10 protein-coding genes are annotated in these 12,807 nt (G+C 67.6%); 8 read left to right on the forward strand and 2 right to left on the reverse strand.

The genetic code is table 11. The features are described 5' to 3' along the window. Positions 1 to 219 precede the first annotated feature (219 nt). Positions 220 to 1,662: a CCA tRNA nucleotidyltransferase gene (locus ACWEFL_RS35610; RefSeq protein WP_451721165.1), complete on the reverse strand. Its 1,443-nt coding sequence runs from the start codon at positions 1,660 to 1,662 to the stop codon at positions 220 to 222. Between the two features lie 222 nt (positions 1,663 to 1,884). Here ACWEFL_RS35610 and ACWEFL_RS35615 point away from each other — a divergent pair, with 222 nt between their 5' ends. The 7 genes from ACWEFL_RS35615 to trxA all read left to right on the forward strand — a co-directional run bounded on the left by ACWEFL_RS35615 (position 1,885) and on the right by trxA (position 11,738). Then, positions 1,885 to 4,317: a DUF6049 family protein gene (locus tag ACWEFL_RS35615; RefSeq protein WP_451721167.1), complete on the forward strand. Its 2,433-nt coding sequence runs from the start codon at positions 1,885 to 1,887 to the stop codon at positions 4,315 to 4,317. 45 nt (positions 4,318 to 4,362) lie between these two features. Further along, the gene (gene murJ, locus ACWEFL_RS35620; RefSeq protein ID WP_451721169.1) at positions 4,363 to 6,519 is read left to right on the forward strand and encodes a murein biosynthesis integral membrane protein MurJ; all 2,157 of its coding nucleotides are present in this window, start codon (positions 4,363 to 4,365) and stop codon (positions 6,517 to 6,519) included. 141 nt (positions 6,520 to 6,660) lie between these two features. Continuing rightward, complete coding sequence (locus ACWEFL_RS35625; RefSeq protein ID WP_451721171.1) at positions 6,661 to 8,373, forward strand: protein kinase family protein; 1,713 nt, start codon at positions 6,661 to 6,663, stop codon at positions 8,371 to 8,373. A 254-nt stretch (positions 8,374 to 8,627) separates the two neighbouring features. Continuing rightward, a complete protein-coding gene (gene sigM, locus ACWEFL_RS35630) occupies positions 8,628 to 9,341 on the forward strand; it encodes an RNA polymerase sigma factor SigM (RefSeq protein WP_451721173.1) in 714 nt (237 codons plus the stop codon). Further along, positions 9,338 to 10,258, forward strand: a complete 921-nt coding sequence (locus ACWEFL_RS35635) for an anti-sigma factor family protein (protein ID WP_451721175.1) — start codon at positions 9,338 to 9,340, stop codon at positions 10,256 to 10,258. Before sigM ends, ACWEFL_RS35635 begins: the two co-directional genes overlap by 4 nt. A gap of 125 nt (positions 10,259 to 10,383) precedes the next feature. Continuing rightward, on the forward strand, positions 10,384 to 11,358 hold the full coding sequence (trxB, locus tag ACWEFL_RS35640; protein WP_451721177.1) for a thioredoxin-disulfide reductase: 975 nt from the start codon (positions 10,384 to 10,386) through the stop codon (positions 11,356 to 11,358). Positions 11,359 to 11,405: 47 nt separating this feature from the next. Then, on the forward strand, positions 11,406 to 11,738 hold the full coding sequence (gene trxA, locus ACWEFL_RS35645) for a thioredoxin (protein WP_451721179.1): 333 nt from the start codon (positions 11,406 to 11,408) through the stop codon (positions 11,736 to 11,738). An 81-nt stretch (positions 11,739 to 11,819) separates the two neighbouring features. Here the strand turns inward: trxA and ACWEFL_RS35650 are convergent, their stop codons facing one another. After that, entirely contained in the window at positions 11,820 to 12,437 is a 618-nt protein-coding gene (locus ACWEFL_RS35650; RefSeq protein WP_451721181.1) for a GNAT family N-acetyltransferase, read from the reverse strand. 177 nt (positions 12,438 to 12,614) lie between these two features. Here ACWEFL_RS35650 and ACWEFL_RS35655 point away from each other — a divergent pair. Continuing rightward, the coding region (locus ACWEFL_RS35655; protein ID WP_451721183.1) for a hypothetical protein at positions 12,615 to 12,807 on the forward strand (193 nt) is incomplete at its 3' end.

Here is a 12,807-nt window from a genome sequence, read left to right on the forward strand (position 1 = left end):
CGCATCGGCGAGCGGCGCTCGCTGGACGAGGCGCTCATCGCGTACGAGGACGAGCGCCGCCCGGTCGTGGCGTCGACGCAGCGCGCGGCGGCGGCGGCCAGTCTGCGCTGGTTCGAGGAGGTGGCGGGCTGCCTCGACCACACGTGAAACATCGCCCCCGCTGCGGATCCAGTGAACCCCGGTGCCGTGTTTCACGTGAAACACGGCACCGCTTCGCGCTCAGTCCTGCGCCGCCCACCATGTCTTGAGCGCGGCGACCGCCGCCCCATGCTCCATCGGACCGTTCTCCAACCGCAGCTCCAGCAGGAACGCGTACGCCTTACCGATCACCGGGCCGGGACCGATGCCCAAGATCTCCTGGATCTCATTGCCATTCAGATCGGGCCTGATGGCGTCCAACTCCTCCTGCTCCTGTAGTTGCGCGATGCGCTCCTCCAGCCCGTCATAGGCACGGGACAGAGCTGTCGCCTTGCGCTTGTTCCTTGTGGTGCAGTCGGAGCGGGTCAGCTTATGGAGCCGGGTGAGCAGTGGTCCGGCATCGCGGACGTAGCGCCGCACAGCCGAGTCGGTCCACTCACCGGCCCCGTAGCCGTGGAACCGGAGATGGAGTTCCACCAGCCGCGAGACGTCCTTGACCATGTCGTTCGAGTACTTGAGCGCGGTCATCCGTTTCCTGGTCATCTTCGCGCCCACCATCTCGTGGTGGTGGAAGGAGACCCGACCGTCGTCCTCGAAGCGACGTGTACGCGGCTTGCCGATGTCATGGAACAGGGCAGCCAGCCGAAGAACGAGATCAGGTCCGCCCTCTTCCAGAGCGACGGCCTGCTCCAGGACGGTCAGGGAGTGCTCGTACACATCCTTGTGCCGGTGGTGCTCATCGCTCTCCAGGCGCAGCGCAGGCAGCTCGGGCAGGACATGATCGGCCAGCCCCGAGTCGACCAGCAGTGCCAGCCCTTTACGTGGCTGGGCCGAAACAAGCAGCTTGTTCAGTTCCTCGCGCACACGCTCGGCGGATACGATCTCGATGCGCTCCGCCATCTCTTTCAGAGCGGTGACGACCTCGGGAGCGACCTCGAAGTCCAGCTGCGCCGCGAATCGGGCGGCTCGCATCATACGGAGTGGATCATCTGAAAAGGATGCCTCGGGTGTCCCCGGCGTCCGCAGTACACGGGCGGCCAGATCCTCCAGGCCGTGGTGCGGATCGATGAACTCCTTCTCGGGCAGGGCCACGGCCATCGCGTTGACCGTGAAATCACGGCGGACGAGATCCTCCTCGATCGAGTCGCCGTAGGAGACCTCGGGCTTCCGCGAGGTCCTGTCGTATGCCTCGGAGCGGTAGGTCGTGACTTCGATCTGATAGCCGCTCTTCTGCGCCCCGACGGTGCCGAAGGCGATACCCACGTCCCACACCGAGTCCGCCCAGGGGCGGATGATCTTCAGTACGTCCTCGGGGCGGGCATCTGTCGTAAAGTCCAGATCATTGCCGAGCCGACCGAGCAGCGCGTCCCGGACCGAACCGCCGACCAGTGCGAGGTTGAACCCGGCCTCCTGGAATCGGCATGCGAGATCGTCGGCGACGGGAGCTACACGCAGTAGTTCCGCGACTGCGCGGCGTTGCACCTGACTCAGTGCGGTGGGGTTGTCTTCATTGGCATTCGGCACAACAGAAGAGGGTACGTGCCCCGGCGACCACGGCGTCCCTTCTTTATGGCGGCGATCCTGGCCGCCACAGCGGTGCCCGATCGCGCGACGGACCGGGGGAACCGGCCCGCCTTGCGATCTTGTGGGGCAGTCCGTGGCACTTCGGCACAGCGCACCTCGTTACCATGCGTGGACGCAATGAGAGACAACGACCAACGGCATGAGACGACGAGGGACGGGCGCGTGGCCGAGGCGGCAGACTTCCAGAGGATGACTCCCTCTCCTGCCCGCCGGTGGCTGCACCGCGCAGCCTGCTTGCTCGTCTGTGCACCCCTTGTGGGGGGTCTGCTGGGGGGACCTGTCGCACCGGCCGCGCACGCCGCCGACACCGCTTCGGGATCGCGGACGGTGGATGTGTCTCTCGGCGCGGTGACACCGAGCGCTCCCGGGAAGAATGACACGCTCACCATCTCCGGCACGGTGGTCAACGAAGGCAAGCAGACCATCACCGACGCCGAGGTCGCACTGCGGGTGGGCCCCAAACTGACCAGCAGGAGTGCCATCGACCGCGCGGCCAAGCGGACGGGCTTCAACCAGAGTGCCGACGGCTCCACCATCGCGAGCAGGTTCACCGTGAAGCTCCCGAAGCTGGTATCCGGCATCAGCCGGGATTTCTCGCTCTCCGTGCCGGTCGACGACCTCGATCTCGGCGACGACGGTGTCTATCAGCTCGGTGTGTCCCTCTCGGGCCGAACCCCCGCAGAGCCGTCCGAGCAGGTGCTGGGCATCGAGCGGACGTTCCTCCCCTGGCAGCCCGAGGCGATGGAGAAGAGGACCCAGTTCACCTACCTCTGGCCTCTGATCTCCTCGACCCACCTCACCTCGGAGTCAGGGTCGGACCCGCAGCAGACGCCGGTCTTCGAGGACGAGTCGCTCGCCGCGGAGATCGCGCCCGGGGGACGGCTAGGGCAGCTCGTCTCCCTGGGCAGGGAACTGCCCGTCACCTGGGTCATCGATCCCGATCTGCTGGCCACCGTCGACGCCATGACCGGAAACTATGAGGTCAAGAACGGAGACGGCACCGTTCCCGGACGGAACCAGGCTGTGGCCAAGCAGTGGCTCAGCAGCGTCGAGGAGGCGGTCCAGGGCCGCCAAGTGATCGCGCTGCCCTTTGCGGATCCCGATCTGGCATCTCTGGCACACCGTGGCAGGACCGTCTCCGGATCGCTCAGCCACCTCCAGCAGGCCACCGAGGTCGCCGCGCTGACCGTAGAAACGATCATCCATGTGAAGCCGTCTGTGGACTTCGCCTGGCCCGTGGACGGGGCGATCGACCCCTCGATCGTGGACATCGCCTCCTCTGCCGGCGCGGACCATGTGATCACCCGCAGCGACAGCCTGCGGGACGATCTGCCGTACACACCCACCGCCGCGCGCCCGATCGGCGGCGGCACGACCGCCGTGGTCACCGACTCCCGGCTGTCCAAAGCCTTCCAGGGCGACATGCTGAACAGCGGGAGTTCGACGCTCGCCATCCAGCAGTTCCTGGCCCAGACGCTCGCGGTGGCGCTTCAGGAACCGAACAACCAGCGGAGCATCGTCGTCGCCCCGCAGCGGACGCCAACCGTGTCCCAGGCACAGTCCATGGCCCGTGCGCTGGAGGCCCTGGACTCCCAGCGCTGGACACAGCCGCTGGACCTGATCGCGGCTTCGGAGGCCGAGCCCGACGCGGGCGTCACGACGAAGGTGCCTTCCTCCTCGCGCTACCCGGCTCGGCTCCGCAAGCAGGAACTGCCCGTCGAGGCGTTCCAGGACATCCGGTCCACCCAGAACGCCCTCGACAGCTTCAAGGTCATTCTCACAGCGCCGGACCGGGTGGAGACGCCCTTCAGCCGAGCCATCGACCGGGAGATGTCCACATCGTGGCGGGGACAGCCCGAGGAGGCCCGCCGGTACCGGGCCGATGTCCGGGAGAACCTGCAGGGTCTCTCCGAAGAAGTTCGGCTGATCGAGAAGTCACAGATCACCCTGTCCGGGCGGAGCGCGACGATCCCCGTCACCGTGCAGAACAGGCTGGTGCAGGGGATCGACAACCTGGTTCTCCGACTGAGCTCGGACAACGCGGCCCGTCTCAGCCTCGACGGCGACAAGGGGGTCGCCGAGCGGCCGATCAACGTCAAGGGCGGCCACAGCCAGTCGGTGAAGTTCGACGCCCTCGCGAACGCCAACGGCCAGGCGCAGATGACGGCACAGCTCTACACCGAGGACGGCAAGCCGTACGGCGAGAAGATGCAGTTCACGGTCAAGGTCTCCGAGTTCACTCCCACGGTGATGCTGGTCATCGCGGGGGGTGTCCTCCTGCTCGTCCTCGCCGGGGTACGGATGTACAGCCAGCGGAAGCGCGCCTCCGCCCAGGTCGACTCGGACGGATCGGACGGCCGGGAGACGCTCGCGGACGACGCGCAGGGCACCGCCCCGGAGACCGCGGAGGAATCGACGGCGGACCGAGCCGATGCCCCGGAATCCACACCCGGCGAGGACGCCTCGTCCGGCGGCGCGGAACATCCGGGAGACGTCATCGACGGCCCTGATCCCGGGCAGGCGAGTGACCCGACACCGGACACCCGTCCGGAAAGCGGCAACCCGTCGGGCACGGGTGAGAAGGTGGACCGTTGAGCGATGTCGTGGCCGGTCGGCCGGGGACGATGAGGTGGGGTGGCAATGAACGCGCCGTACGACGGTGACCGCGGTCAGGGCGCTGGCATGGACCCGGCAGGCCAGTGGCCACAGCAGCCCGCCGCCGACCCCCCACAGGACCCGTACCTCCAGGACGCCTACACCCGCGACCCCTACCACGCACAGGACCTGTCCGCCCAGGATCCGGTGGCCGAAGCACTCTACGACCGGGCCGCCCACCCCCCGCCGCCGCCCGGCACCTACCAAGAGCCACAGCCGCTCTACCAGCAGCCCCCCTCGCCCCAGTACGCACCCGACCCCAGGATCTGGGCACAGACCCCACCGCCCGAACCCGCCGGACCGTCCCGTCATCTGCCGTACGGCGACGACGCCAGAACCACCCGGTACACGGGCGTGGACGACCTGGTGACCCGGGCGAGTGAGCAGAAGGCGGAAACCGACGCGTTCGCGCATCTCTTCCGCGATCAGCAGGGCTCGGCTCCATCCGTCCCGGCACCCGCGCCGGAGCCGCTTCCGGCCGCCCCCGCCTCCAAGACCTCCGGCGGGCGTGTCGCGAGCCTGGCGAAGTCGAGCGCCGTAATGGCGGCGGGCACGATCGTCTCCCGGCTCACCGGCTTCCTTCGGAACCTCGTGATGGCCGCCGCGATCGGCGTCGGCACCCTCAGCGACACCTACCAGGTCGCCAACGTACTCCCCACGATGATCTACGTCCTGGTCGGCGGCGGTGCCCTGAACGCGGTCTTCATTCCGCAGCTCGTCCGGGCGATGAAGAACGACGAGGACGGCGGCGAGGCATACGCCAACCGGCTGCTGACGCTCGTCATCGTGCTGCTCGCGGGTGTCACCACGGTCTGTGTGCTGGCCGCACCGCTCCTGATCCGCATGATGTCGGATCCGATCGCCTCCGACCCGCAGAAGATGGAAGTCGCCGTAGCCTTCGCGCGCTACTGCCTGCCCACCATGTTCTTCATGGGTGTCCATGTGGTGCTCGGCCAGATCCTCAACGCCCGCGGACGCTTCGGCGCGATGATGTGGACACCGGTCCTCAACAACGTCGTGATCATCGTGACCTTCGGGGCCTTCATCTGGGCATTCGGCAGCTTCACGGAGTCCGGTGTCAGCACCGCCACCATCACTCCGGAAGGCGTCCGGCTCCTCGGCATCGGCACTCTGCTCGGACTCACCGTCCAGGCGCTCGCCATGCTCCCGTACCTGCGGGACGCGGGCTTCAGGATGAGGCTGCGCTTCGACTGGAAGGGCCACGGTCTGGGCAAGGCGGCCGGCCTGGCCAAGTGGACGTTCTTCTTCGTCCTCGCCAACCAGCTCGGCATGATCGTCGTCACTCAGCTCGCCACCGCGGCCGGGTCCACGGCGGAGAAGGCCAACTTCACCGGTACCGGTATCACGGCGTTCAACTTCGCGCTGCTGCTGTGGCAACTGCCGCAGGCCATCATCACCGTCTCCGTGATGACCGCCGTCCTGCCGAGAATCTCCCGTTCGGCCCACGACGGCGACCCGGCGGCGGTGCGCGACGACCTCTCCTACGGGCTGCGGACATCAGCGGTCGCGATCGTGCCCTCGGCCTTCGCCTTCCTCGCCCTGGGCGTCCCGATGGCCGGCCTGCTGTACGCCGGATCGGGCACGGAGGGCGCCCGCAACATCGGCTTCACTCTTATGGCCTTCAGCCTGGGACTCATTCCGTACTCCGTGCAGTACGTCGTTCTCCGCGGCTTCTACGCATACGAGGACACGCGGACCCCGTTCTACAACACGGTCATCGTCGCCTTGGTCAATGCCACCGCCGCGGCGGTCAGCTATGTGGTACTGCCGGCCCGCTGGGCCGTCGTCGGCATGGCCGCGTCGTACGGCCTCGCCTACATGATCGGCGTCGGTGTCGCCTGGCGCAGGCTGAAGAAGCGGCTCGGCGGCGATCTGGACGGCTCCCACATCATGCGTACCTACGCCCGTCTCTGCATGGCCTCCCTGCCCGCGGCGGCCCTCGGCGGCGGTGCCGCCTTCGGCATCACCAAGGCCATCGGAAGCGGTGCCGTCGGTTCCCTGGCCGCGCTGGTAGGCGGCGGGATCGTGCTGCTGGGCGTCTTCTTCGTCGCTGCGAAGCGGATGCGCATCGAGGAGCTGAACTCCATGGTCGGCATGGTGCGCGGTCGCCTCGGACGCTGAGGCCGTTCCGGCTGGGCCATGGGATCGTGGGGGTCCCGCACAACCATCGTTGGCCACCGTGTGTCGTGCATAGCGGCGGACTGTGGGCACAATTGGCTTGGCTGTTGGTTATGCGCAACGGATGGGGAGGCAGGAACGACGGTGGCGGAACGTAGCACGGCTGCCGTCGACGTGGCCGACAACAGCGGAGACGAACCGCTGACCGCGCAGGCGGGAAAGGCCACGGCCGACGGGGCGGCTGAATCCCAGGACACGGCGGAGGAGACCTCCCCGGACACGAGCAGCGAGCGGCAAGGCGAGGAGCCCATCGTCGCCGCGCCCGAACTGCACAGTGGGCACAAGCTCGCCAGGCGCTACCGGCTTGAGGAGTGCATCACCCGTCTGGACGGTTTCAGCAGCTGGCGTGCGGTGGACGAGAAACTGCGCCGGGCCGTCGGAGTGCACCTGCTCCCCGCCGACCATCCGCGAGCCCGCTCGGTGCTCGCGGCGGCCCGCTCGGCGGCCCTTCTCGGCGACCCTCGTTTCGTCATGGTGCTGGACGCCGTCGAGGAGAACGACCTCGTCTATGTCGTCCATGAATGGCTCCCGGACGCGACCGAACTCACCGCGCTGCTCGCCATGGGCCCCCTCGAGCCGCATGACGCCTACCAGCTCGTCGATCAGCTGTCCCAGGCCATGGCGGCCGCCCACCGTGAGGGGCTTGCACACCTCAAGCTCACTCCGAGCGCCGTTCTGCGCACTTCCAGTGGCCAGTACCGCATCCGGGGGCTCGCGGTGAACGCGGCGCTCCGCGGAATCACAGCCGAACGTCCACAGCGCACCGACACCGAGGCGATCGGCGCGCTGCTGTACGCCGCTCTCACTCAGCGCTGGCCGTATGAGAACGACGCCTACGGGCTCTCCGGTCTGCCCAAGGAAGTCGGGCTCCTCCCTCCCGACCAGGTGCGCGCAAGGGTCCACCGCGGGCTCTCGGAGCTGGCGATGCGCGCGCTGGTCAACGACGGTGCCACCGCGTCCCGCCAGGACCCGCCCTGCACCACCCCGGACGAGCTGACGAAAGCGGTCGCCGCGATGCCGCGCATCCGGCCGCCGGAGCCCGCATTCGCCACACCGCCGGAGTATCAGCGCACCACGTATCAGCAGGGCACCTACGGCCGCCCGGCCACCCGGCCCGGAGCCGCGCCCGCGCAGATGCCCGTTCCTCCGGCCCCGCTCGAAAGCCGCACGGGCAAGGTACTGAAATGGGGAGTCGCGGCCCTGCTGATCGCCGCACTGGGTCTCGGCAGCTGGCAGATCGCGGACAGGCTGCTCTCCCGTGACTCCGGCTCCACGCCCACCCAGACCACCCCCAAGGGGGGTGACGACGAGAAGCCGAAACCTCCGGACAAGCCTCTGCCGATCACGCAGGCGACGGAGTTCGCGCCCAGCGGGTCCGGCATACAGGAAGACGAAGTGCCGAACGCGGTGGACGGCAGGCCCGGTACCTCGTGGATCACCCCGGAGTACCGGGGCTATCCGAACTTCGGCAACCTCTCCTCCCGCAGAGACGGCAGCGGAATCGTCGTCGACCTCGGCAGCGTGCGGGAAGTCACCGGCATCGAGGTCGCCATGTACCGCAGTGGCCAGAAGGCCGAGGTACTCGCGGCAGGTGAAGGCGCTTCCGCCCCGGAGTCCCTCTCGGACTTCAGCCAGCGGCTCACCGCTCTGCAGACCGTGGGGAAGACGCTCAAGACCACGTTCGAGAAGCCGGCGAAGGCACGGTACGTGCTGATCCGGATCTCCGAACTGCCACCGGCCGGCTCTCCGGGCACATTCCGGGGTGGCATCTCGGAGATCGAACTCCTCGGCCGATGAGAACGGGCCGGTAGGGCATGGTCCCCGCCGGCCTTCTTCTGGCCGTCAGCCGCCAGTGACTGCGCTGGCCGTGCGGCGTTCACGGGATTCCGCATCCCTATGACTCTCACGGCATGAATCGTGATAGACAGGCCGAGCCGCAGCCGAATCGGCCGGAGACAGGAATCGCCCTGGACGCACGCTCGTTTCTCGCCGACAGGATCGTTCGGTCGGCAGTCGGGGCAGGGCACGGACTGGGTGGGACCGAACAGAGGGTGGAGGCCGTGACGACGGGGGCGTCCAACGCGCTCAGTGACTCGGAACTCCTCGCCAGCCATGTCGCGGGGAACCCCGACGCCTTCGGCGAGCTTGTACGCCGCCACCGCGACCGGCTCTGGGCTGTCGCCCTGCGCACGCTGGGGGACCGGGAAGAAGCCGCTGACGCTGTCCAGGACGCTCTGGTTTCCGCCTTCCGAGCCGCCCACACCTTCCGCGGCCAGTCCGCGGTCACCACATGGCTCCACCGCATCACGGTGAACGCCTGCCTTGACCGGGCGCGGAAGGCGGCCTCTCGCAGAACGTCCCCCGTCGATGACACCGAGCGGCTGGACCAGCTCCTCGAACCCCATGAGTCCGCGGAAGCACCCGCCGAGCGACGGGATCTGCACCGAGAACTCCTGGCAGCGCTCTCCAGACTCCCCGTCGACCAGAGGGCGGCCCTCGTCCTGGTCGATATGCAGGGCTACTCCGTGGCGGAGGCTGCCGATGTCCTCGGTGTGCCGACCGGAACGGTCAAGAGTCGCTGTGCCCGGGGGAGAGCCCGGCTATTGCCCATGCTCACCCACCTGCGCGGTGACGCCGAGGACAGCAGCGGACTCGGTACGAGAAGGAACCGGACGCCGGGGACATCCGTCCCACCGGAGACGAGGCAAGAGGACGCGGGTCCCCACGACCCTGCAGCTGTGAAGGGCGGAGGTGGACGCACGTGACATCGACGGCCGACACGACTCAGCACCCGGATGTCTCGGAGATCGCCGACCTCGCAGAAGGTCTGCTCTCCCCGGCCCAGAGCGCCGAGGTACGGCAGCATCTGGACGGCTGTCCTCTGTGCACCGACGTCCACGCGTCTCTCGAAGAGATCCGCGGCCTGCTCGGCACCTTCCCCGGAGCCATGACGATGCCCGCCGATGTCGCGGGACGCATCGATGCGGCCCTGGCCGCCGAAGCCCCGCCGGAGTCCACCGCGCCTGAGCCGGGTGCGCATGTTTCACGTGAAACATCGCCCGCCTCACCGCAGCCCGAGGTCAAGTCCGGTGACAGGCCCGCAGGGCATGCGCGAGGCACAACCGGCCCCGGCCGCAGCCGTTCGAGCCGGCGCCGACGCCGAACCGCGGTCCTGGGGGCCCTGGTGGGTGTGGCCGCGGTCGGTATGACCGTGCTCGTCATCCAGACCTCCACCATGAGCAAGGGCACTTCCCACAAGGAAGCCAGCGTCAGCACCTCCGCGAGCGACACCCGCGAGTTCTCCGCATCCAATCTGCGGAACAGGGTGCAGACACTGGTCTCCGGCACACCTGCCTCTGAGCAGGCCGAGACAAAGATCGACAGGGGAAGGCCCCTCCGTGACGAAGACGGAGGGGAGTCGCCGTCTCGGGCCCCTGAAACGCCGGAGGTGCAAAGGACACCGGGCATACCACCCTGCGTCCAGCTCGGCACCGGCCGGACGGACGCTCCGATCGCAGTCGAGCAGGGGATGTACGACGGGGTCAGCGCCTATCTCGTCGTTCTGCCGGACGTCGTGGATCTCCAGCAGGTCCAGGCGTATGTGATCGAGGCCGACTGTGTGAACAACGCTCCTTCGTCCGCCGGAAAGGTACTCCTGACCGACACCTTTCCTCGCCTCTGACTTGTTCGACTGCGCTGCGCGACCGTTACGGGAATGCAAGCCCCTTAGGATCCGTTGGGTGGGGTGAGAGTCATTGACCCGGCCCAGCAGTCAGCAGTCAGTCTGCAGAGACGAGGAAGAAACCCGTGAGCGACGTCCGTAACGTGATCATCATCGGCTCGGGGCCAGCCGGCTACACGGCGGCGCTCTACACGGCGCGGGCTTCGCTGAAGCCACTGGTGTTCGAGGGAGCTGTCACCGCCGGTGGCGCACTGATGAACACGACCGATGTGGAGAACTTTCCCGGCTTCCGCGACGGCATCATGGGTCCGGACCTGATGGACAATATGCGCGCTCAAGCGGAGCGGTTCGGCGCCGAGCTGGTACCGGACGACGTGGTGACCGTGGACCTCAGCGGGGACATCAAAACGGTCACCGACACCGCTGGCACGGTTCATCGCGCGAAGGCGGTAATCGTCACGACCGGCTCCCAGCATCGCAAGCTCGGTCTGCCCAACGAGGATGCCCTGTCCGGACGCGGGGTCTCCTGGTGCGCCACCTGTGACGGGTTCTTCTTCAAGGACCAGGACATCGCCGTGATCGGCGGCGGTGACACCGCCATGGAGGAGGCGACCTTCCTCTCCCGGTTCGCCAAGTCCGTCACCATCGTCCACCGCCGGGACACTCTGCGCGCGTCCAAGGCGATGCAGGACCGCGCCTTCGCGGACCCGAAGATCAAGTTCGCCTGGGACAGTGAGGTTGCCACGATCCACGGCGACCAGAAGCTCTCCGGTCTGACTCTGCGGAACACCAAGACGGGCGAGACCTCCCAGCTCGCGGTCACCGGACTCTTCATCGCCGTGGGCCACGACCCCCGGACCGAACTCTTCAAGGGTCAGCTCGACCTCGACGACGAGGGCTATCTGAAGGTCGCCGCGCCGTCGACCCGGACCAATCTGACCGGAGTCTTCGCCGCGGGTGATGTCGTCGACCACACCTACCGTCAGGCCATCACGGCCGCCGGGACCGGCTGCTCCGCCGCTCTCGACGCCGAGCGGTACCTCTCGGCCCTCGCCGACAGCGAGCACGCCGCCGAGCCGGAGCGGACCCCCGCGGTCTGACCCGGCACCGTCTCTCTCCCACCCACAAAGAAGTCAAGGAGGCCGCCGTGGCCGGCGCGCTGAAGACCGTTACCGATGCCAGCTTCGAAGAGGATGTCCTCAAGAGCGACAAGCCCGTGCTGGTGGACTTCTGGGCCGCCTGGTGCGGCCCTTGCCGCCAGATCGCGCCGTCCCTCGAGGCCATCGCGGCCGAGCACGGTGACAAGATCGAGGTCGTCAAACTCAACATCGACGAGAACCCCGCCACCGCCGCCAAGTACGGGGTCATGTCCATCCCGACGCTGAACGTCTATCAGAACGGCGAGGTCGCCAAGACGATCGTCGGCGCCAAGCCCAAAGCCGCCATCGTCCGTGACCTGGAGAACTTCCTCGGCGAGTAGCACCGCGGGCACCGTTTCACGTGAAACATGGAAGTGGGGTCCAGCCTCTCGGGGATGGACCCCACTTCTTGTGTTCGGGGGTCAGAGCGGTCTGAGTACCGGCTCCTTGTGGACCGCCCCCAGCAGCCGATCCAGCGCAAGCTCCACATCTTCCTTCCAGGAGAGCGTGGTTCGCAGTTCCAGCCTCAGCCGCGGATGGGCAGGGTGTGGGCGTACCGTCTTGAACCCCACGGCTGTCAGATGCTCTGCGGGCAGCACACAGGCCGGTTCCTTCCAGCGAGAGTCGCCGAATGCTTCGATCGCACGGAAACCCCGCCTGAGCACATCCTTCGCCACGGTCTGCACGATGACCCTGCCCAGTCCCTGCCCCTGGTAGCCGGGGTTGACCCACGCAGTCATCAACTGGACGGCATCCGCTGAGACAGGACTGGTCGGAAAGGCGAGAGAGCGCGGCACATACGCCGGAGGCGCGTAGAGGACAAAGCCGACCGGCGCGTCGTCGACATAGACGATGCGGCCGCATGATCCCCACTCCAGCAGCACTGCGGAGATCCAGGCTTCCTTCTCCAGTTCCGCTGTTCCGGCACCTACCGCCGCTTCCCCGCTGACCGGGTCAAGTTCCCAGAAGACACACGCCCGGCAGCGTTTGGGAAGGTCCGAAAGGTTGTCCAGCGTGAGGGGTGCAAGCCGACGACCCATGGAGGCTGTTCCTCGCTTCCTTCCCCGGCCGCGTTCCGAGCGGCCGCCAGGACGCTCCGCTCATGGAGCAGGCTGCTGATGAAGCCCCCTAATGCCCCCAGTCCCAACCCCGCTGTCACCAGTCGACCGCGGCTGACCGTTCGCATGGCCCTTCGCCCTCCTCCGAAGTGGATCACGGTGGATGCGTCCATACCCACAACGCATCGTATCGACCGGTTTCCTGACGCGGGTGCCGCCGGAGCAGATGGGGCGGGCCGTGTCCGGTGGTTCACCGGCAGCGGATGGGACCCGGTCACCAGGACCTGGCAGGACGAGGCGTACGACATGCCGGAACTGCCGCACGGCGAACCCGTGCAGTGGCTGTGGCTCC

This window comes from Streptomyces sp. NPDC004838, assembly GCF_053600955.1.